The organism is Blastocatellia bacterium (assembly GCA_035275065.1).
Classification (GTDB): domain Bacteria; phylum Acidobacteriota; class Blastocatellia; order UBA7656; family UBA7656; genus DATENM01.
Genome location: DATENM010000087.1, coordinates 148,681 through 168,829 on the forward strand (window position 1 = coordinate 148,681; position 20,149 = coordinate 168,829).

The 20,149-nt window shown below is 61.7% G+C and carries 20 protein-coding genes; 12 read left to right on the plus strand and 8 right to left on the minus strand.

Annotated features, from left to right (window positions below):
* The first annotated feature begins 196 nt into the window (after positions 1-196).
* Together VJ464_20660 and rho are read left to right on the plus strand one after the other, a co-directional pair.
* Positions 197-2,461, plus strand: a complete 2,265-nt coding sequence (locus tag VJ464_20660) for a RecQ family ATP-dependent DNA helicase (protein ID HKQ07549.1) — start codon at positions 197-199, stop codon at positions 2,459-2,461.
* 30 nt (positions 2,462-2,491) lie between these two features.
* Complete coding sequence (gene rho, locus VJ464_20665) at positions 2,492-3,613, plus strand: transcription termination factor Rho (GenBank protein ID HKQ07550.1); 1,122 nt, start codon at positions 2,492-2,494, stop codon at positions 3,611-3,613.
* A 5-nt stretch (positions 3,614-3,618) separates the two neighbouring features.
* Here the strand turns inward: rho and VJ464_20670 are convergent, their stop codons facing one another.
* A complete protein-coding gene (locus tag VJ464_20670; GenBank protein HKQ07551.1) occupies positions 3,619-4,263 on the minus strand; it encodes a Uma2 family endonuclease in 645 nt (214 codons plus the stop codon).
* Between the two features lie 166 nt (positions 4,264-4,429).
* On the opposite strand from VJ464_20670, the gene VJ464_20675 reads away from it, so the two are divergent.
* Positions 4,430-6,007, plus strand: a complete 1,578-nt coding sequence (locus VJ464_20675; GenBank protein ID HKQ07552.1) for a C45 family peptidase — start codon at positions 4,430-4,432, stop codon at positions 6,005-6,007.
* 136 nt (positions 6,008-6,143) lie between these two features.
* Here the strand turns inward: VJ464_20675 and VJ464_20680 are convergent, their stop codons facing one another.
* Positions 6,144-6,335 carry a hypothetical protein gene (locus tag VJ464_20680; protein ID HKQ07553.1) on the minus strand — a complete coding sequence of 64 codons (192 nt, stop codon included), beginning with the start codon at positions 6,333-6,335 and terminating at the stop codon, positions 6,144-6,146.
* A gap of 270 nt (positions 6,336-6,605) precedes the next feature.
* Here VJ464_20680 and asnS point away from each other — a divergent pair, with 270 nt between their 5' ends.
* Both asnS and VJ464_20690 read left to right on the plus strand, forming a co-directional pair.
* Positions 6,606-7,919, plus strand: coding sequence for an asparagine--tRNA ligase (gene asnS / locus VJ464_20685; GenBank protein HKQ07554.1), 1,314 nt, complete (start codon positions 6,606-6,608; stop codon positions 7,917-7,919).
* An 83-nt stretch (positions 7,920-8,002) separates the two neighbouring features.
* Entirely contained in the window at positions 8,003-8,590 is a 588-nt protein-coding gene (locus tag VJ464_20690; protein HKQ07555.1) for an LOG family protein, read from the plus strand.
* On the opposite strand, the gene VJ464_20695 is transcribed toward VJ464_20690, so the two are convergent.
* Entirely contained in the window at positions 8,570-8,773 is a 204-nt protein-coding gene (locus VJ464_20695; protein ID HKQ07556.1) for a hypothetical protein, read from the minus strand. The two genes, VJ464_20690 and VJ464_20695, sit on opposite strands and share 21 nt — an antisense overlap.
* A 317-nt stretch (positions 8,774-9,090) precedes the next feature.
* Between VJ464_20695 and VJ464_20700 the strand changes: the two genes are divergently transcribed.
* The 4 genes from VJ464_20700 (at position 9,091) to VJ464_20715 (ending at position 12,906) form a co-directional block, all read left to right on the plus strand.
* Positions 9,091-10,245 carry a lytic transglycosylase domain-containing protein gene (locus VJ464_20700; GenBank protein ID HKQ07557.1) on the plus strand — a complete coding sequence of 385 codons (1,155 nt, stop codon included), beginning with the start codon at positions 9,091-9,093 and terminating at the stop codon, positions 10,243-10,245.
* 182 nt (positions 10,246-10,427) lie between these two features.
* Positions 10,428-11,345 carry an arginase gene (rocF, locus tag VJ464_20705; protein ID HKQ07558.1) on the plus strand — a complete coding sequence of 306 codons (918 nt, stop codon included), beginning with the start codon at positions 10,428-10,430 and terminating at the stop codon, positions 11,343-11,345.
* A 15-nt stretch (positions 11,346-11,360) separates the two neighbouring features.
* Entirely contained in the window at positions 11,361-11,696 is a 336-nt protein-coding gene (locus tag VJ464_20710) for a hypothetical protein (protein HKQ07559.1), read from the plus strand.
* A 109-nt stretch (positions 11,697-11,805) separates the two neighbouring features.
* The gene (locus VJ464_20715) at positions 11,806-12,906 is read left to right on the plus strand and encodes a D-alanine--D-alanine ligase (protein ID HKQ07560.1); all 1,101 of its coding nucleotides are present in this window, start codon (positions 11,806-11,808) and stop codon (positions 12,904-12,906) included.
* A gap of 136 nt (positions 12,907-13,042) precedes the next feature.
* On the opposite strand, the gene VJ464_20720 is transcribed toward VJ464_20715, so the two are convergent.
* Together VJ464_20720 and VJ464_20725 are read right to left on the minus strand one after the other, a co-directional pair.
* Entirely contained in the window at positions 13,043-13,786 is a 744-nt protein-coding gene (locus tag VJ464_20720; protein HKQ07561.1) for a pyridoxine 5'-phosphate synthase, read from the minus strand.
* Complete coding sequence (locus tag VJ464_20725; GenBank protein HKQ07562.1) at positions 13,786-14,598, minus strand: dolichyl-phosphate beta-glucosyltransferase; 813 nt, start codon at positions 14,596-14,598, stop codon at positions 13,786-13,788. Before VJ464_20725 ends, VJ464_20720 begins: the two co-directional genes overlap by 1 nt.
* A gap of 149 nt (positions 14,599-14,747) precedes the next feature.
* Here VJ464_20725 and coaD point away from each other — a divergent pair, with 149 nt between their 5' ends.
* Positions 14,748-15,227, plus strand: coding sequence for a pantetheine-phosphate adenylyltransferase (coaD, locus tag VJ464_20730; GenBank protein HKQ07563.1), 480 nt, complete (start codon positions 14,748-14,750; stop codon positions 15,225-15,227).
* A 102-nt stretch (positions 15,228-15,329) separates the two neighbouring features.
* Positions 15,330-16,523 carry a pyridoxal phosphate-dependent aminotransferase gene (locus VJ464_20735; GenBank protein HKQ07564.1) on the plus strand — a complete coding sequence of 398 codons (1,194 nt, stop codon included), beginning with the start codon at positions 15,330-15,332 and terminating at the stop codon, positions 16,521-16,523.
* Positions 16,524-16,710: 187 nt separating this feature from the next.
* Here the strand turns inward: VJ464_20735 and VJ464_20740 are convergent, their stop codons facing one another.
* A complete protein-coding gene (locus VJ464_20740) occupies positions 16,711-16,926 on the minus strand; it encodes a hypothetical protein (protein ID HKQ07565.1) in 216 nt (71 codons plus the stop codon).
* 165 nt (positions 16,927-17,091) lie between these two features.
* On the minus strand, positions 17,092-18,078 hold the full coding sequence (locus tag VJ464_20745) for a hypothetical protein (GenBank protein ID HKQ07566.1): 987 nt from the start codon (positions 18,076-18,078) through the stop codon (positions 17,092-17,094).
* A gap of 136 nt (positions 18,079-18,214) precedes the next feature.
* On the opposite strand from VJ464_20745, the gene VJ464_20750 reads away from it, so the two are divergent.
* Positions 18,215-19,453: a cation:proton antiporter gene (locus tag VJ464_20750; protein ID HKQ07567.1), complete on the plus strand. Its 1,239-nt coding sequence runs from the start codon at positions 18,215-18,217 to the stop codon at positions 19,451-19,453.
* 210 nt (positions 19,454-19,663) lie between these two features.
* Here VJ464_20750 and VJ464_20755 read toward each other — a convergent pair.
* Positions 19,664-20,149 (minus strand): hypothetical protein (locus tag VJ464_20755; protein HKQ07568.1); only part of this gene is annotated, 486 nt, incomplete at its 5' end.

Sequence of the window (20,149 nt, forward strand, 5' to 3'; positions counted from 1 at the left end):
GCATCTGTCAGGATTATGGGGCGTGGATCATTCCAACGTCAAGAAAATAGTTCTGTCAGGCGGCGCGGTGGCGCAGGCGGCAAGCGCCTGCCGGTAGATTGAGAAAGTCATCACCCGCGTGGTATGGTTTTCTTTGTTGGTCGTCGAACAATCCAGCGCAATCCACAACCGACATTACCGCTGAGAGGATACCTAAGTGAGCACCGAGGCGGCGCGCGAGGCGCTGCAACAGCATTTTGGCTTCACCGAATTTCGCGAGGGCCAGGACGAAGTCGTCCAGGCTGTGCTGGCGGGCCGCAACACGGTCGTCGTCATGCCGACCGGCGGCGGCAAATCGCTCTGCTATCAACTGCCGGCCTTGATGCGCGAAGGCATCACGCTCGTCGTTTCGCCGCTCATCGCGCTGATGAAGGATCAAGTTGATCAGCTCGCCGAGCGCGGCATCCCCGGCACCTTCATCAACTCCAGCCTGAGCTACGGCGAAACCAACATTCGCCTGAGCCGTTTGCGCATGGGCGGGTACAAGCTGGTTTATGTCGCGCCCGAACGCTTTCGCAGCCAGGCCTTCATGGATTCCATTGCCGAAACCCAGGTGCGACTGTTTGCCGTGGACGAAGCGCACTGCATCTCGCACTGGGGCCATGACTTCCGCCCAGACTACCTGCGCATGAAGCCGGCTATCGAGCAGCTCGGCAATCCGCAGGTCATCGCGCTGACGGCGACGGCGACGCCGCAGGTGCGCGCAGACATCTGCGAACAGCTTGGACTGACCGACGCGCAGGTCTTTGTCGCCGGCTTTGACCGCCCCAATCTCGCCTTGCGCGTCATGCACACGGCGACCGAGCGCGACAAGATTGACACGCTGAAGCGCTTGATCCGCCATGCGGCGGGCGCCGGCATCATCTATGCCGCGACGCGCAAGAGCGTCGAACAGATTGCCGCCAAGCTCAAGCTCGCAGGTCTCCGGGTTGAGCTGTATCACGGCGGCATGGACGACGGCGAGCGCAGCCGCGCGCAAGACGCCTTCATGCGCGGCGACGCGCAGGCCATCGTGGCGACGAACGCCTTCGGCATGGGCATCGATAAACCCGACATCCGCTTCGTGGCGCATTTCCACTTGCCGGGCTCAATCGAAGCTTACTATCAAGAAGTCGGGCGCGCGGGCCGCGACGGCTTGCCGTCGGAATGCGTCCTGCTGTTTAACTACGCCGACACGCGCACGCAGCAATTCTTCATCGAAGGCAGCCACCCGTCGCCAGAGCTGATCAAGCGCGTCTATGACGAGATCGCTTCGTTCGGCCTGGAGCGCATCGAGCTGACGGCGCGCGAGTTGGGCGACCGATTGCGCGTCAAGAATGATATGTCGATCCATTCGGCGCTCGTCGTCTTGGAGAAGGCCGGCCACATCGAGCGCGGTCGCGCCGGCGAAGCGACCATCCTGGCGCTGATGAAGATGCCGATTGACGCGGCGCTCGACGCCGTGCGCGACGACTCGAATGAAGGCGGCGTGCTGCGCGACCTGATTTTCACGCGCAACGTCAACGAGCGCGAGCAGACAGAGCTCGATCTGAAAGCCATCGCCGCGCAGCTCGGCTTGAGCGATGCGCAGATGCGCCGGGCGCTGGCGGCGCTCGAAGCCAAAGGCTTGATCGGCTATCACGCGGCGTTTCAGGGGCGCGGCATCCGCTTGCTGGACGCGCCGCCGGCGCGGGCCTTGCGGGTTGACACCAAAGAGCTGGCCGCGCGCGCCGCCGCCGAACAGTGGAAGCTGCGGCGTATGATCGATTATTGCTATCATAAGGCTTGCCTGCGCACCTTCATTCTGAAATACTTCGGCGACCGCAAACAGGCGCCGGCGTGCGAGAGCTGTTCGAGCTGCGCGCCCGCCAATGCGCGTTACCTTGAAGAAGAGCGCGTCCCGTCGCCGCCCGCAGGCACATTGCGCGTGGGCCGCGCACGGAAAGCCGAGACCAACCCGGCGACCGAACTTGAGCAGTTCATCATCGAGCAAGCGCCCGCCGGCGTCGAGCTGCGCGAGCAACTGAAAGCGCGCGCCGCCAGCCGGCGGGCGCTGACGCGGGCCGAATCCGCGAGCGATGCGCCGCGACCACGCGCGCAAAAGCCGAACCCGGCACAGATGACCGTCGTCATCAAGATCCTCAGTTGCATCGCCCGCATCGAGCGCGAATATGGCCGGGGCCGTTTCGGCAAAGGAACGGTGGCAGCAGTTTTGCGCGGCTCGACCAGCAAGCAGGTGCTTGAAAGCAAGCTCAACCGGCTCTCGACCTATGGCTTGTTGAGCGATATGCGGCAGGACGAGATTACCGCCTACATTAAAGCCTTGATTGATGCCGCGTGCGTCGCCATCGAGAAGGGCCTGTACCCGACCGTGAGCCTCACAGACTTCGGGCGCGAAGTGATGCACCGCCGCAAAGAAGTCATGCTGGAATTGCCGGATTGATCGGAGACGCATTTCTCTACTGGAGTAATAATGGATTCACAACCGACCATAACGGGCGTTTTGCAGCTCAACGAAAAAGGCTTCGGCTTTCTTCGTCAGGCGGCGAACAATTACCTGCCCGGCCCGAAAGATATTTTCGTCGGGCGCAACCTGATTCAGAAATACGCGCTGCGCGAAGGCGTGATGATCGTGGGGCGCGCTACGCCGAGCGATGCGGGCCGCGGGCGCGCGCAATCCGACCAGCTCAGCCAGATTGAGACCATCAATGAGATAGCGCTAGACGATTACACGCGCCGCCCGGAGTTCACTCGTTTGACCAGCGTTGACCCGACCGAGCGATTGGAGCTTTCCGAAGGCAACGACAACCTTTCAATGCGTGTGCTCGACCTGATCGCGCCCATCGGCAAGGGCCAGCGCGGCTTGATCGTCGCGCCGCCGAAAACCGGCAAGACGACGCTCATCGAAGAGATCGCCGAAGCGGTCGCCGATAACCACCCCGAAACCCATCTGGTCGTTTTGCTGATTGACGAGCGTCCCGAAGAGGTCACGCATATGAAGCGACGCGTGCGCGGCGAAGTCGTCGCGTCGTCGGCGGATCAGGGCGGCGAGCTGCACTTGCAAATCGCCCGCCTGGTTCATGAGCGCGTCAAGCGCATGGTCGAATGCGGCGAAGATGTCGTGATGTTGCTCGATTCGATCACCCGGCTGGCGCGCGCCTCGAATCGTGAGACCAGCCGCCGTGGGCGCACCATGTCCGGCGGCGTAGATTCGCGGGCGATGGAGTTCCCGCGCAAGTTCTTCGGCGCGGCGCGCAAGGCCGAAGAAGGCGGCAGCCTGACGATTATCGCGACGGCCTTGATCGATACGGGCAGCCAGATGGATGAAGTGATCTTTCAGGAGTTCAAGGGGACGGGCAACCTGGAGATCGTCCTCGACAGAAAGCTTGCCGAGCGCCGCATCTTCCCGGCCATAGACATCTCGAAATCGGGAACCCGCAAAGAAGAAAAGCTGTTCGATCCCGACACCATGCCGCAGATCAACCTGCTGCGCCGCGCCCTCGCCGGCAAAAAGTCCGTCGAAGCGATGGAGCTGTTGTTGAAGGGCCTGACCGATACGAAGACCAACCGCGACTTCCTCGCCCGCTTAAAGTGAAAGAGCTATGGCTCCGCTTCTATCTCCTCGGCTTCTTCGGGAAAGCCGACGCGGTCGTAAATCTCACTGAGCCGGATCACACAATCAATGGACGAGAGGGTCAGGCTGTCTTCGAGCCCTTCGATTGGCAGGTACACCCATTCGCCGCTCGACATGCGGCGAAAATGATCTATGGCGGGCTCTGCTTGCGAGACCATTACATAATCAGTGAGCGTCGGGTTATAACGAAGGTAACGCCGGAATTTTTCGCTGCGATCAAATGATTCAGTCGAAGGTGACAGCACCTCGATGATAACCTGCGGGTTCAGCACGACGTCGAGGTGCTCGTCGAGAAACTTCGGCTCGCCGCAGACGACGACGAGATCGGGATACGAGAACAATCCTTTCATGCTGCGCGCCGACCGGATGGTCGGGCCGCTCAAAACCTTCGCATCTTTCGTCCACACGCGGCAGGGCGTGCCACGCAATTGGGTTCGCAGTTCTGCAATAAGATTCACGCAGATGTCGCCGTGCGCCGGGCTTTCGCCGGCCATCAGGTAGATCAGCCCGTCAAGATACTGGTGGCGCTCTTCGGATTTGCGCTCCCTGGCGAGATATTCATCAATGGTGTAGAGCGGCTCTGGCGGCGGCTCTGATTTCGGTAAGCTCATGGCAAACCTCCTGTGCTGATCCCTAAGGTTCGACTGCGCTGATTATAAACGAGCCGCGCCGGTCAGAGAAGTAAGGGCTTTAGCGGTTTTGCCGCAGGCGGCGAATGTAATATAATCGCCGCCGCAAGCACTCCAATAGCGATTGGCCAGTCACAAGGAGGGGTTTATGTTACAGCGTATGAGCCGCATTGCGGTGGCGTTCGGTCTTGCCGTGTCGTTGGCGCTGGCGGCGAACCTGCCGCGGGTCACGGCGCAGACGGATGCCAAAGGCGACCCGCTCGCCAAAGCCACGCGCACCGAACGCGGCGGCTGGATCTACCTGCACCTTGAAGGCTCGCCCGATGAAGTCGGCTATCAGCACGGCTGGCTGCTGGCGCACGAGATCGATGACGCTTTGCGCGTCTTCAAGAAATACTTGCAGCGCATCACCGCGCACGACTGGGCCTTTTATCGCAACGCCGCGCACGAGATGTTCTGGAGCAAGCTCGACGACGAATACCAGCGCGAGATTCAAGCCATCGCGCGCGGCGCTTATGCGCGCGGCGTGCGTATTGACGCCGACGACGTGCTGGCGATGAACGGCTGGATGGAGCTGGCGTTTTATTACATCCCGTCGCTCACGCAGGCGCGCATAGACGACCCCGAGCTGCATCAGTCGCCGCCGCCCGCCTGCTCGGCCTTCGTCGCCACCGGCAGCTATACCAAGAATGGCGACATCGTCATGGCGCACAACAACTGGATCGATTACTTGATCGGCCGTCACTGGAATATCATGGTCGATCTAAAGCCGGCGGCGGGCCACCGCATCCTGATGGATTCGTTCCCCGGCTTCATCCATTCAGGCGATGATTTCTATGTGAGCGATGCCGGGTTGATGGTCACCGAAACGACGATCAGCGACTTCAAAGGATTCGACCCGGCGGGGCTGCCGGAGTTCTACCGCATACGCAAAGCCACGCAGTACGCCGATTCGATTGACGGCTGGCTGAAGGTGATGATGGATCATCCGAACGGCGGCTATGCCAACGACTGGCTGATTGGCGACCGCAAGACGGGCGAGATCGCGCGGCTCGAAAACGGCCTCAAGAATAACATCGTCGAGCGCAGCAAAGACGGTTACTTCGTCGGCTCGAACTTCCCCGTCCATGAAAAGACGATCAGGGAAGAGACGAGCTTTGACCCCAACGGCACGACCAACGGCGCCAATGCACGGCATCGCCGCTGGGATGAGCTGATGAAAGAAAATCGCGGCAAGATCGATGTCGCGCTGGCTAAGAGATTCCTGGCCGATCATTACGACGGGATGCGCAAGCGCAACGGCGGCTCGGCCAATACGCTTTGCGGCCATGTCGAGCTAGACGACAAGGGCGCCAACAGCGACTGGCGCAGCTTCTATCCCGCCGGCGCGTCAAACGCCAAAGCCACAGACGGGCGGCTGGCCGCTGAGATGAAATTCTGGGCGGCGATTGGCCATGCGTGCGGCGCGGATTTCAGGCTGGAACCGTTTTTGAAAGCGCACCCGGAATACGAGTGGCAGCGCGAGCTGGCAGGTGATATGCCGAGCGGCGCGTGGACGTTATTCGCAACGACGACACCGGCGACCGGGGCGAAAGCCCGCAACCGTGGGCCGATAGACACGCAAATTCAGACGCCCTACCCCAACGACGTGAGGAACCGGCAGCGCGGGCCGCTCGGAGACCCGAGGGCGCCGTTGCCCGGTGACACGCGTCCGCCGATCAAGTAAAGCGCGACGCAAGTCAGGTAAAGCGCAGCGCCAGAGCGCAAGAAAGCCAGAGGGCAAAAAAGGTCGAGCCGCCAAGACAGACAACTCCCTGTCTTAGCGGCTCTCGCTTTTCCCATTCGTTTGCGCCGCGATGAGCTTATGTAAGCTGCAACACAATCCCCGGCTTGTTGATGTTCACGTCAATCTCGTGTTTGCTGCCGCCGAACATCTTATGGAATGCGCCGGTGAAATACAGCACGGCGATTAGCACGATCAGCATCAACACGATAGCAATGGCCGTCATGCCGCTGCCGCCATCACGGTTCACTTCAATAATTCTGTCTGCCATACAGGATTCCTCCGCTCTATTCGGATTTGCTTTCCCCAAGCGATTAGCGGCAACTCCGATGCCACGCTTGCTTGGAGGCGCAGGGCGCGTCTTTTGGCGGAAATCGTCTGCCCCGAGCGCCGGCCTGTATCTGTTTTCCAATCGGTGTGTACGGCGAAAAGACAGCCGGCGCGTCTGAGCCATCCGGTCTTCGCGCGGCCTGTTCCTTTTTTTGCGCCCTTCGCTAGTGTAGGATTATTCGTTCACGCAACGACCATTACAGGAGCGATTATGGAGCAGACTTACATCCGCGATCTGGCCGGTCACATCGGCGAAGAGGTGACCATCAAAGGCTGGCTTTATAACATCCGTTCGAGCGGCAAGCTCAAGTTTCCACAGATCCGCGACGGCTCAGGCTTGATCCAGGGCGTCGTCTCGAAGCGCGACGTCAGCGAGCAGACATGGAATGACTTCGACCGTCTGACGCAGGAATCATCGATCATCGTGCGCGGGCGAGTGCGCGAGCATCCTAAACAGCCCGGCGTTTATGAGCTGGACGTCAGCGGCCTCGACGTGGTGCAGGTGGCCGGCGAATATCCCATCACGCCGAAAGAGCATGGCACGGAATTCCTGATGGATCACCGCCACCTCTGGCTGCGCTCGCGTCGCCAGCACGCCATCCTCTCGGTGCGCGCCGAAATCATTCGCGCCGTGCGCGATTACTTCGACTCGCACGGCTTCCTGCTGATGGACACGCCGATCTTCACGCCCGCCGCCTGCGAAGGCACGACGACGCTATTCGAGGTCAACTACTTCGACGACAACAAAGCTTACCTGACGCAATCGGGCCAGCTCTATAACGAAGCGACCGCCGCCGCTTTCGGCAAAGTTTACACTTTCGGCCCGACGTTTCGCGCAGAGAAGTCGAAGACCCGCCGGCACCTGACGGAGTTCTGGATGGTCGAGCCGGAAGTCGCTTACGCCGATCTCGACGATGTCATGAATCTGGCCGAAGACTTCATGTCGTTTGTCGTCGGGCGCGTGCTGGAAAACCGCCAGGCCGAGCTGAAAGAGCTGGAGCGCGACACGGCGAAGCTCGAAAAGATTCAGAAGCCATTCCCGCGCCTGCAATACGACGACGCCGTGCGGCTGCTGCAAGAAGGCTTTGAGAAAGGCGAGCTGGAAACGCGCTTTGAATGGGGCGGCGACTTCGGCGCGCCGGACGAGACGTATATCTCAAGCCAGTACGACCGCCCGGTGATGGTGCATCGCTACCCGGCGGCGGTGAAGGCGTTTTACATGAAGCCTGACCCGGAGCGGCCCGATCTGGCGCTGTGCGTTGACGTGCTGGCGCCCGAAGGTTACGGCGAAGTCATCGGCGGCGGCCAGCGCGCCGACGACCTCGATTATCTGCTCAAGCAGATTCAAGCGCACGGCCTGCCGGAAGAGGCCTTCGACTGGTATCTCGACCTGCGCAAGTACGGCAGCTTCCCGCACGGCGGCTTCGGCATGGGCATCGAGCGCTGCACCGCGTGGCTCTGTGGCATCGAGCACATTCGCGAAACGATTCCCTTCCCGCGAATGCTCTATCGCTTGAAGCCCTAGAGTGGCGCAAGCTGTTAGCTTGCGCAATGATTCGCGCAAGCTAACAGCTTGCGCCACACGGCAGCGGAAAGGATGGGCGGCGCATGACGAGCGGCGACGTGATGAGCGGCGAGATGGCGCGCGGGCTGTTGCTTGATGACCAGGCGCGGCGGCGCGTGACCGTCTTCGGCGGCTCGCGCTGCGGCACGGACGCGGCAGAGTACCAGGAGGCGCTCCGGCTTGGGCGCTTGCTGGTCGAAGCCGGCTTCGATGTCTGCTCAGGCGGTTACGCGGGGGTTATGGAAGCCATCAGCCACGGCGCGCATGATGCCGGCGGCCACGTCATTGGCGTCACCATGACGCAGTTCAAATCAGCGCCCAATCCTTACCTGAAGAAGATCGAGCCGAGCGCCGATTTCTACGCGCGCTTGCAGAAGCTGATTACTCAGTCGGTCGGCTACGTCGCCTTGCGCGGCGGCATGGGGACGATCACCGAGATTTCGCTGGTCTGGAACAAGCTGACGATGAACGTCCTGCCGCCGCGCCCGCTCATCCTGCTGGGCGCGTGCTGGCCGCGCGCGCTCGAATGCCTGCGCGAGCATCTGGTGATCTCTGACGCCGACCTTGGCTGGCTGTCGTTTGTGAGTACGGCGGAAGAAGCGGTCGCCATTTTAAAGGAGCGGGCGCGCTGACGGGCCGTCCGCGCCGCGATTGAGCGGCAGGGTTGCGGCGCGGCGGTTCTGGTTGCGGGGCCGCGGCTCAGGCTTGCGCCCGAAGTAGTAATACCACGCCGCGACCAGCAACAGGACGAAGAGAATGCCTGCCACAAAGCAGCCGATTCCAAGCTTGATTCCCGTCTTAAAGATGCCAAACATCGCGCCTCAATGATGGCAGAAAGCCCGGCTTTGCTCAACCTCTGCCGGCTGGCCGCCGATGCCTGAATCCCTGCTTTTCTTGTGATTTTCTTGCACCGCGACAAAGGTATAGACGCCGACATGGGGTGTTGATAAGATTAAATTGTCGCCACCACATGACGGTTTCAAGAACGAGCAAGGGGGATGGGGAGACAGGCAGTCATTCGAAGTTGGCCGACCTCAGGCACAGCGAAACGCACCTGAAATTCTCCACAAAACTCCAGAATTATTGACCATTGGCTAACCCGGTAAGACCGGTTGTACCTCACGGAGAGTCAATGAAGATCAGACATATCTTTGCCTCAAGTTTGGAAGCTCTGCCCAAGAAAAAACTGATCGTCCGCAAGCTCACCACGACGGCCCTGCTGACTGCCGTGATGGCGGTTGCGACCTCCTTTTATGCGGTCAAGCACCGCCAGCCCGCCGGGGCGACCGAAGCGTCGCTGAATGGCTCGACTTCGGCCATCGCCTTGACAGAGATTCCGCCGCGCGGCCTGAGCCGCAAGCGCGCCGATTTCGAGAAAGCGCTCGACATTCTCGCCACTGCGGCAAACAACGATTCGCACCTCTCCGATTATTACAAGCGCGTCGCCCGTCGCGTCGCGGGTCACTCGACGCCTGCGGAGATGGCTTCGGGAGTGCGCGCCATGCGCGTGCGCCGCGATCCGCCGGTTGATCCCGACAAGATGGTCGCAGACGTGGCCATGCCTGTGCCGCAGCTTCCCGGCGCTGACGCTCTGCCCGGAATCGCGACGGCTTCGGCCGACGACGAACCAGCCGCCACGACGGCGACAGAAAATGCTTCGGAGCTTGCCGACGGCGACGTGCCGGCGCAGCTCACTGTGGGCGATATGACTTTTCAGGTGAACCCGGCCATCGAGCATTGGGTGAACTACTACACGACGACGAAGACGGGCCGTCAGACGATGACCATCGGGATTACGCGCAGCAGCGCTTTCCTTGAGATGGCGCGCCAGGAATTTCGCCGCGCCGGCCTGCCGGAAGACCTTGTCTGGCTGGCGCACGTCGAGAGCGTCTGGAACCCGCGCGCGGTTTCGCCCGCGGCTGCCGGCGGCATCTGGCAATTCATCCCGAAGACCGCCAAGGAGTACGGCATGACGGTCGAAAGCGGCAACGACGAGCGCGCCGACCCGCTGAAGCAGACGCGCGTTGCCGCCTCTTACCTGCGCGACCTCTACACGCTGTTCGGCGACTGGGCGCTGGCGATGGCGGCCTACAATTCGGGCGAGCCGCGCGTGATGGAAGCGGTCGTCAAGAACGGGCGCGCCAACTTCTGGGAGATCTATAACAAGCAACTGCTGCCGAAAGAGACCTGCAATTACGTGCCGAAGATTCTCGCCGCCATCGAAGTCGCGAGCCGCGCCGACCAGTACGGCTTCACCACGGCGAGCGACGACACCGCCGGCCACTAAAGTTTGACCACGCATCGTTTTCCTCAAATGGGTTGGGCCGCCGCGAGCGGCCCTTTTTTTTGTCCGCTTTAATCCCCCGTCGAATCGCCCATCAAAGCCGGCGGCGTTTGTTGACGAGCCCATCCCATTCGACTATCGTGAGATGGAACCTTTCGGCGCTTCCGAAAGGAGCAAAAGGCATCATGACTGTGAAACGCCGCTGTAGAATTATCGGCGTGCCGATGGACCTGGGGGCCGGACGTCGCGGGGTTGACATGGGGCCATCGGCGATCCGCATCGCCGGGCTCAATCAAGCCCTCGCCTTTCTTGGCTACGAAGTCACCGACGCCGGCAACGTCCACGTCGCGCCGCCGGAAGCCGTCGCCCAGGTGCATACACGCGCCCGCTTCTTGCCTGAGATCACCGCCGCCTCAGAAGAGTTAGCTCAGAGGGTCGAAGCGGCGCTCGCCGAAGGCGCGGTGCCCGTCGTGCTGGGCGGCGATCATTCGATAGCCATCGGCAGCGTTGCCGGCGTCGCCGCGCATTTTCGCGAGGCGGGCGCTGTGGTCGGGATTATCTGGCTCGACGCGCACGCCGACTGCAACACGCCCGAAACGACGCCGTCGGGTAACATTCACGGCATGCCGCTGGCGGCGCTGCTCGGCTACGGCGCGAAAGAGCTGACAGAGGTGGCCGGCTTCGCGCCGAAAGTGCGGCCTGAGAATGCGGCCATCATCGGCGCGCGCAGCATCGATCCGGGCGAACGCGAGCTGTTGCGCTCGCTCGGCGTCCGCGTCTTTACGATGACAGAGATTGATGAGCGCGGCATGAGTACTTGCGTCGAAGAGGCGATTCAGATCGCGGCGCGCAACACCGCCGGCATTCATGTGACGATGGACATGGATGTCATAGACCCATTCTACGCGCCGGGGGTCGGCACGCCCGAGCGCGGCGGCGTCACTTACCGCGAAGGCCATCTGGCGATGGAGAAAATCGCCGATTCGGGGCGCGTCGTGTCAGTGGAGCTGACGGAAGTCAACCCGCTCTACGACACGGCGAACCAGACGGCGCAGCTCGCGGTCGAGATGATTCTGTCGGCGCTCGGCAAAAAGATCATGTGAGCAGGGCAGCGAGAGATGCGACTACCGGACGAACTATCGCCTGAGCCATCCACGACGGCGACACGCGAGGCCGAGCGGCACAGGCTGGCCATCGGGCTGGCCGAGAGCGAATCGCGGCTCGCCGAGCAAGCGCGTGTGTTCGTACCGCTCGTCGCGCTGGCATTGATTGCGGCCATGCCTGTGTGGGCGAATTCGCTCGCGCGCTTCCTGAAACTGCTGGCCAGTCCGTTTGTGTTGTTGCCGGTCGGCTTCTGCATCGCACACCTCGTCATCAGTTGGCGCAAGATCATCCGAATGCGCCAGCGCCTTCACGAGGCCGAGCGCGCAATGCGTGAACAGAAGCGCGAATAGATACTCGAACGGCGCGCGTCTTCATTTGCGTCTGCCATGTAGCGCAAGCTAACCGCTTGCGCGAGTCAAGGCGCAAGCTAACCGCTTGCGCTACAGCAAGGGGGAATCGTTGGCAAAGAGAATCCGGGTCGGAGTCATTTTCGGCGGGCGGTCAGGAGAGCATGAAGTGTCGCTGCGCTCCGCCGAATCGATCATCAACGCGATAGACAAAACGAGATACGAAGTCGTGCCCATCGGCATCACCAAGCAGGGCCGCTGGCTGGTGTCGGGCGACGCCAAAGCCTTGCTGCCGGAGACCGTGATGCGCGCCAATCATCAGCAGTCGGTTGCCATCATCGGCGACCCGACGCAACAGGGATTGAAGCGGCTCGACGCCAATCTCAGCCAACCGCTGGACGTCGTCTTCCCGGTGTTGCATGGCACCTACGGCGAAGACGGCACGATTCAAGGGTTGCTGGAGATGGCCGGCGTGCCTTATGTCGGCTGCGGCGTGCTGGCATCGGCGACGGGCATGGACAAAGTGGTGATGAAGCAGTTGTTCGTGCAGGCCGGCCTGGCGGTCGCGGATTACGAATGGTTCCTGCGCGCCGCATGGGAAGCCGACCCCGACGCCATCATCAAGAAGATTGCCCGCCGACTCGGCTACCCGGTCTTCGTCAAGCCGGCCAATCTCGGCTCGTCGGTCGGCATCTCGAAGGCGCAAGACCGCAGCGAGTTGCGCGCGGCGATCAACGACGCAGCGCGTTACGACCGCCGGGTGATTGTCGAGCGCGCCGTTGTCGGGCGCGAGATCGAAGTCAGCGTGCTCGGTAATGACGAGCCGGCTGCCAGCCTGCCGGGCGAAGTTATCACCGGCCACGAGTTTTACGATTACGAAGACAAGTACATTGATACGACCTCGCGCACCGAAGTCCCGGCGCGGCTGCCGAAGAAGATTGTCGAGCGCTTGCAGCGCGACGCCGTCAAAGCCTTCCAGGCCGTAGACGGCGCCGGTCTGGCGCGGGTTGATTTCTTTGTCGAAGACCAGACTCACCGGGTCATCATCAACGAGATCAACACCATGCCCGGCTTCACCTCGATCAGCATGTACCCGAAGCTCTGGGAAGCCAGCGGCATCCCCTATAACGAATTGATTGACCGCCTGATCCAGCTCGCCATCGAGCGCCACCGCGACAAGGCGCGCAACCTGACCAGCTACCAGCCGAGGTAGTTACCAGTCGCCAGTTATCCGTTGTCAGGCAGATCGTGACTCTTCGTGGCTTCGTGCCTTTGTGGCGCAATGCGGTTAGCTTGCGCGAGTCGCGGCGCAATCTAACAGATTGCGCCACACCCGATTGAAAAACGCTCTAGGGCAGTCGCCCGTTGATGGCGGCGATCATCTCGCGCACCGCTCGTTCAAGGCCGACCAGCGCCGCCCGCGCAATGATGTTATGGCCGATGTTCAACTCTTCAATCGGATAAATCTCGGCGATGGCCGCGACGTTGCGGTAAGTCAGCCCGTGGCCCGCGGCCACCTGCAAGCCCAGCTCGCCGGCGCGGTCGGCGCATTCGGTGATGCGCGTCAGCTCGGCTTCGATGTCGCTTAATCCCATGGGGCGCGTCGGGTCGGTCAGCTCGGCATAACGCGCCGTGCAGATTTCGATCTGCCGCGCGCCGACACGTTGGCAGGCTTCGATCTGCGCAAGGTCCGGGTCAACAAAGACGCTCACCAGCACGCCGGCATCGGCGATTTCAGCCGTGACGCGGCGAAGCTCCTCTTCGCGCGACACGACATCGAGGCCGCCTTCGGTCGTCACTTCTTCGGCGCGCTCCGGCACCAGCGTCGCCGCGTTCGGCTTCACCTCACAGGCGATCTTGACCATTTCATCGGTCGCCGCCATCTCGATGTTCAGGTGCGTCTTGACAACGGCGCGCAGAGTGCGGGCGTCCTCATCTTGAATGTGCCGGCGGTCGCCGCGCAGGTGAATCGTGATGCCGTGGGCGCCGGCCATCTCGGCCAGCACGGCGGCGGCGACAACGCTCGGCTCATAGGTGCGCCGCGCCTGCCGCAGCGTCGCGATGTGATCGATGTTGACGTTGAGTCGAATCATTAAGGTTCTTCCGCGCCGGCCCGGCGCTCAGCACTCGCGATGGCGCCGCCGCGCGCGGCCAGGCTGTAGCGCCCTCTGATGTCGTTGAGGCGAATGCGCAGCAGATCAGTGAACATATTCAGCGAGTCGCGCATATAATTCAGCTTACTTTGAAGCTCGCCGCCTTCCGCATGATTCCAGACCACGGCGACTTCCAGCAACCGCGCGCGGCGCTTGCGGGCAATGTAGAGCACTTCGGGGTCGAAGCCGAAGCGCTCGATGCGCTGCATGGCAAAGACCGGGCGCGCCACCTCGCGGCGGAACGCCTTGAAGCCGCATTGCGTGTCTTTGAAGCGCAGGCCGGTGATCATCTGCATGAAGAAGTTGAACACCTTGCCGCCGAACTCGCGCATCGCCGGCTGATGCACGCCGATCATCTCGCGGTTGAGTGCGCGCGAGCCGAAGACGACATCCGCCTGCTCGGCAAAGATCGGGTTGAGCAGCTTGGGGGCTTCGCTGATCGGCGACGACAGATCGGCATCGGTAAACAGGATCACTTCGCCGCGCGCTTCGCTGACGCCGCGCCGCACGCTGTAGCCTTTGCCGCGGTTCGGCGTGTTCGTCAGCAAGCGCAATTCGTGGCCGGCCTCAAGGTAAGCGGCCATGCGCTCGCCGACAACTTCCGCCGTGCGGTCGCGTGACCCATCATTGACGACAATGACTTCAGCCCGGTAAGCCGCGTGCCGCAGAAACCCCAGCACGTCGTCGAGGGTCGGGCCGATGCGGGTCGCTTCATTGTATGCCGGGATGATGATAGACAGGGCGTAGGACATAGGCGTTCGAGGTTACCTCAGTCGTAAACCTGCAATATAGCATACCGGCTGGCGAGCGACTACCGGCAACTGGCGAGCGGCGCGAGGGTGTGCTAGACTCCCTGAACTTACAGGCAGCCTGCGCCATCACAGACATCAGGAGAAAGGGAGTGACGCGACGCGCAATCTACCCCGGCTCGTTCGACCCAATGACTCAGGGCCACCTCGACATCATCGAGCGCTCGGCAAAGCTCTTTGATGAAGTGATCGTCGCCGTGCTGGTCAACCTCGACAAGCAGCCAATGTTCACCGTCGAAGAGCGCGTCGAGATGATCCGCCAGGTGGCGCGCTGGCCGAACGTGCGCGTCGGCACCTTCGCCGGATTGCTGGTCGATTACGCCATCGAGCAGCAAGCGCAAGTGATCGTGCGCGGCATCCGCGCCATCTCTGATTACGAGTACGAGTTGCAGATGGCGCTGATGAACCGGCGGCTCCAGCCGGGCGTCGAAACCGTTTTCCTGATGGCCGCAGAGGCTTATTCTTATCTCAGCTCCCGGCTCATCAAAGAAGTCTTCAAGCTGGGAGGCTCGATCAACGGGCTGGTTCCCGAATGGGTCGAGCAGCGCATGCGAGAGAAAGTAAAGGGGTGAAGGAAACAGCAAGCAGGGGGCAGGACGCAGGAAGCCGGGCAGAAGGTTGTGGCTGCCTGTCTCCTGCCGACGGCCGCCTGCCGCCTGCCTCCTGGTGATCAAATGAAGAAAGCGGAATTCAAAGAATCGGCCTACGTCGCCGACATGACCGTCTCATCAACGCTCGCGGTGCTGGTGGCCGCCGAGCGGTTGCGCGCGCAGGGCGTCGAAGTGATCGATCTGGGAGCGGGCGAGCCGGACTTTCCGACGCCGGAAAACGTCAAGCAGGCGGCGCACCAGGCGCTCGATCAAAACTTCACGCGCTACACCGCGACCAGCGGCATCGCGCCTTTGCGCAAAGCGATTGTCGAGCTGCTCAAGCGCGATTTTGGCAGCGACTCTGACCCGGCGCAGGTCATCGTCACCATCGGCGGCAAGCAGGCCATCTTTAATGCAATGGCGACGCTCCTCAACCCCGACGACGAGGTGTTGCTTCCTGCGCCTTACTGGGTGACGTTTCCAGAGATTGCCCGCTTCCTGCGCACACAGCCCGTCACCATTGATACCGAGGCGAATCACTTCCTGCTGACCGCCGAGATGGTCAGCGCCGCCATCACCCCGCGCACAAGGTTGCTCATCCTCAACTCGCCCAACAACCCGACAGGGCGCATCATCCCGCCCGACGAGTTTCGCAAGATCGTCGAAGTGGCCGCCGAACGCGACGTCTGGGTGATTAGTGATGAATGTTACCTTTACTTCGCTTACCCGCCGGCGACGCCATTCACTGCCGGCCAGTTGCCGGCTGAGCTGCGGGATAGGCTGATGATCTGCGGCTCGTTTTCCAAGTCGCATGCCATGACCGGCTGGCGGCTGGGATTTGGCCTCGGGCCGCAGGCATGGATTGAGGCGATGCTCAAGGTGCAGAGCCATTCGACCTCGAACGCCAACTCGATCACGCAGATGGCAGCCATCGAAGCGGCCAACGGCTCGCAGACTTCGATTCATGAGATGATCGCCGAATATCAGCGGCGGCGCGACTGGCTGGTGCCGGCGCTCAACGACATTGCGGGCATCACCTGTGACCTGCCGGAAGGCGCTTTCTACGTCATGCCGAACATCAAGGGATTGCTTGGCGGGCGCGTCAAGACGTCGTCGGAGCTTGCCCGCGTCTTGCTCGAAGAGAAAGGCGTGGCCTTGACCGCCGGCTCGGCTTTCGGGATTGAAGGATACCTGAGGATTTCTTACGCCAACTCGCTGGAGATGATTCGCGAAGGGGTGCGGCGCATCAGTGAGGCCGCGCGGGAATTGCGTGGGTGACCATCACGGCAACCGCCCGGCAGGGGCCACGGGATCGAAGGCTCAAACAAGAGCTCTCCATCCTCACCCTCGGCGCGGAGCATGAAGGCTTAAGTGACGGCGGGCCACCGGGCGATATGTACGGGCCGGTTGCTCGCCGTCGGTTACAGTCAAAGCATCGCTAGCCGTTTTCAAAAGCCGAAATCGCTTAGAACTTGGTGATGCTGATGTCCTGGTCAGCCTCGGCGCGGAATCTCTTGAAGAAGAAGACCGCAAAGCAGACCAGCGCGACGGCAAAGCAAGTTCCTCCGAGAATCAGGTCGGATCGGCTCGCAGGCGGGGGTGACGGGTACAGATACCTGTAAATAAAGAACGATCCGACGCCAATCCCAATGACACCCAGAAGCAAGAGTAGTTTATTCATGGCCCCTCCTCAGTGATTGTAGAATGCCCGTACTACTCGGTGTGGATGCGCTGCAAATGCTAAACCCCTGCGACTGCGATTATACACGAATCCTTCGGTGACGAGAACCCCTGGCCGCTTTCGGCACTTTGATTTCTGACCTCGCCACGATCTGCCTTGAAACCTTCACTGCTGAAAGAGCTGGGCGCTGCGGCTCGCTTGAATCAGCGTGCAGGCCAGCTCGTACACTTCGTCGGCGCTGACGCGAAGCCGTGACGCGCCGCGCACGAGGCGGTGAAAATCCGAGGCCGGGCGCGCGGCGCTCTGGTTTTCGACGATTTCGATCACAGGGGTGCCGGCTTCGGTCGCCATCCGCGCGACACCCGAAGCGTCTGTGACCACGAGGCTGGCCCGCGCCACCGTGGCGGCAAGCTGAAGGGCGCGCGGCGGCGCCAGCTTGATCGCCGACTTGGGCAGCAAGGGGCCTACAGCCGTCGTGAATGACTGATCGCCCGGCTCGCTTAGAGCAACCACGCGGGCGCTGAAGGCATTAGTCAGTCGCTGCCCGATCTCGCCGAAGGCGCTCACAGGCCAGCCGCTCTCATGGCCCGCGGCAGCCGCATAGAGCGCGACCAGGGGTTCGCCGCCGCGCGAGCCGCTGCGTTCGAGCAGCTTCTCGAATTGCCCATGTTCTTCGGTAGGGACGATGATGCCGAGCCGCTCGTCGCGCAGCTCGACGCCCACCTGGCGCAGCACCGATTCATAACTGCCGCCGCCGTTGCGCGGGCCGCGCGTCAATAGCTCAAGCAGGCGCGGCAGCCGCGTCGGCATCACCGTGCGCGCCCGCACCACCAGACGTGACAGCACCTGCGTGTCGAGCTTCGGCGAAAAATCGAGCACCAGGTCATAGTCGCGCCGGCGCGCACGCTTGAACAGACGCACCAGTCGCTTCAAGCCGTCGCCGCCTTCGTGCGGCTTGATGACGCCGAGGTCAATCGTTTCATCGGCCAGGCGCGCCGCCATCAACAATTCGCTAACGCCTGTGGCCGCGGCGACGGCGACGAAGGTCTGCGGCATGGCAATCCTCAGCGCCCGGATTGCCGCCAGCAGCATCAGCGAATCGGCGAACGGCGCGGTATCTATCGCCAGAATGGCGCGCGGAGTTGGTTGCATAACGTCATAGCCTACGCCTTGCGGCGGCGAATTGTTCTTCGACGCCTTCCTTGCCTTCGTCTATAGATTATCGCAGTATCTTACTGAAATCTTAGCAGTCGCGTCGCCTGAATGACATTGTGAAGAGGGAGCCGCCTTGGAAAGTTTCACTCGTCCGGCCTGGCTATCGGCGACCGCCGATCACGGTAACGTCCTGCTGGCGCTGTTCATCGCGCTGCTGGCGGCCAAGCTGCTGGCCGAATTGTTCGAGCGCCTGCGTCAGCCGGCGGTGGTCGGCGAAGTCCTGGCCGGCATTCTCATTGGCCCGGCGCTGCTCAACTGGGTGCAGCCAACCCCTGTGCTGGATGCGCTGGCGGAGATCGGCGTCATCTTTCTGCTCTTTACGGTCGGGCTTGAAACGCGACCGAGCGACATCTTCAAAGTCGGCACCACGGCGCTGACGTCGGCCATCCTCGGCGTCATTGTGCCTTTCATTGCCGGCTGGGCGCTGCTGTCGCTGTGGCCCGGATACTCGCGGGTCGAAGCGATCTTTATGGGCGCGGCGATGGTAGCGACCTCTGTAGGGATCACGGCGCGGGTGTTGTCGGGCCTCGGGCTGATTACGGCTGAAGCCAGTCGCGTCATTCTGGCCGCGGCGGTAATTGATGATATCATCGGCTTGCTGGTGCTTGCCGTCGTCAGCAGCCTGGCCGAAGGCCAGGTCAACTATCTGCACCTGGCGCTGACGGCGGGGCTGGCCATTGGCTTCACTGTATTCACCATCACACTGGGCGCACGCGTCGTCAAGCGCGTCAAGCAGCCCGTCCACAACCTGCGAATCACCCATTCGCTGCTGATCTTCGCGCTCATCCTCTGCTTCGGGCTGGCGGCAGTCGCGAGCTTCATCGGCATCGCCGGAATCATCGGCGCATTCCTGGCGGGCGTGGCGCTCTCGGAGATCACCGACGGCACGCCGCTGCACCAGCAATCCGAGGCGTTGAGCGAATTTCTGACGCCCTTCTTTCTCGTCACCATCGGCATGAAGCTCGACCTGACGATCTTCCTTTCGCCGAGTGTTGTCCTGCTCACAGCGGTAATCGTTACGCTGGCTATCGCTTCTAAACTGATCGGCTGCGGCATCGGCGCTCTCGGCATGGGCAGGCGGCGCGCTTTGCAGGTGGGGGTGGGGATGATTCCGCGCGGTGAAGTCGGGATCGTCGTCGCGCAGATCGGCTTATCGCTGACCGGCAACCATGCGCTCTACGGTCTGGTTGTCGCGATGGCGGTGATTACGACGCTTGCCGCGCCGCCGCTGATTCGCCTGACCTTCAAAGGCGAGCCCGTGACGGCGCAAGGCGGCCAAGAGGTCAGCGAGTTACAACACGAGCTAAGATAGCCTAGGGTCAATCTATCACTCACCCGTCTGACGGCAATATGTAGCGCAATCTGTTAGCTTGCGCGAGTCGCTGCGCAAGCTAACAGATTGCGCTACACCCAATTGAAACCCGCTCTAAAGAATAAAAAAGAGGGCCGCATTACTGCGGCCCCCGGTTGATGCTTGTGCATCCGCGAGGAAGGTCTCAGCCTTCCTCGCGGCGCGAAGCGGTTAGTTAGTCGGGCAGGACTTGTTGCAGAAGAACGCTGATGAAGAGCCGCCGGAAGTACCCGGGTTCGTCACGACGATGTTCCCAGGCAACTGGCCGCAGATCTTCTTGACCACGCGAATCGTTCTGAAACTGGTGGTCGAGCCAGGCTCAAGCTCGATGAACTTGACCTTCTTGGGCGACACACCACCGATTGTTACGGTCGCATCTTGCTTGATGTTGGAACCAAAGATATCAAGGAAGAATTGACCGGTCGTGTTGCGACCGAGGTCGCAACCGTTGACCAGCGGAATGTCGGGCAGCGGCGGGCAGCCCGGCGTACCCGGCGGGCAGACCACCGGCGTAGTCGAGTTGCAGGTGAAGGTGACCTGTATGCCTTGCTCGTTGCCAAGCGCACAGCCCGCCGGCTCACCCGTGATCGCCGCCGTCCGATTGCGGCTCACACCGCCCGGCCCTTGCACGAAGATCAAGAACGTCTTCCCGGCATT

Bases quoted from the DNA above. Each gene is read 5' to 3' on its own strand.
- VJ464_20720 (HKQ07561.1), bottom strand. From the start codon at position 13,786: ATGATTCGACTCAACGTCAACATCGATCACATCGCGACGCTGCGGCAG.
- VJ464_20675 (HKQ07552.1), top strand. From the start codon at position 4,430: ATGTTACAGCGTATGAGCCGCATTGCGGTGGCGTTCGGTCTTGCCGTG.
- rho (HKQ07550.1), top strand. From the start codon at position 2,492: ATGGATTCACAACCGACCATAACGGGCGTTTTGCAGCTCAACGAAAAA.
- VJ464_20725 (HKQ07562.1), bottom strand. From the start codon at position 14,598: ATGTCCTACGCCCTGTCTATCATCATCCCGGCATACAATGAAGCGACC.
- VJ464_20745 (HKQ07566.1), bottom strand. From the start codon at position 18,078: ATGCAACCAACTCCGCGCGCCATTCTGGCGATAGATACCGCGCCGTTC.
- VJ464_20690 (HKQ07555.1), top strand. From the start codon at position 8,003: ATGACGAGCGGCGACGTGATGAGCGGCGAGATGGCGCGCGGGCTGTTG.
- VJ464_20670 (HKQ07551.1), bottom strand. From the start codon at position 4,263: ATGAGCTTACCGAAATCAGAGCCGCCGCCAGAGCCGCTCTACACCATT.
- VJ464_20695 (HKQ07556.1), bottom strand. From the start codon at position 8,773: ATGTTTGGCATCTTTAAGACGGGAATCAAGCTTGGAATCGGCTGCTTT.
- VJ464_20700 (HKQ07557.1), top strand. From the start codon at position 9,091: ATGAAGATCAGACATATCTTTGCCTCAAGTTTGGAAGCTCTGCCCAAG.
- VJ464_20680 (HKQ07553.1), bottom strand. From the start codon at position 6,335: ATGGCAGACAGAATTATTGAAGTGAACCGTGATGGCGGCAGCGGCATG.
- VJ464_20710 (HKQ07559.1), top strand. From the start codon at position 11,361: ATGCGACTACCGGACGAACTATCGCCTGAGCCATCCACGACGGCGACA.
- VJ464_20735 (HKQ07564.1), top strand. From the start codon at position 15,330: ATGAAGAAAGCGGAATTCAAAGAATCGGCCTACGTCGCCGACATGACC.
- asnS (HKQ07554.1), top strand. From the start codon at position 6,606: ATGGAGCAGACTTACATCCGCGATCTGGCCGGTCACATCGGCGAAGAG.
- rocF (HKQ07558.1), top strand. From the start codon at position 10,428: ATGACTGTGAAACGCCGCTGTAGAATTATCGGCGTGCCGATGGACCTG.
- VJ464_20740 (HKQ07565.1), bottom strand. From the start codon at position 16,926: ATGAATAAACTACTCTTGCTTCTGGGTGTCATTGGGATTGGCGTCGGA.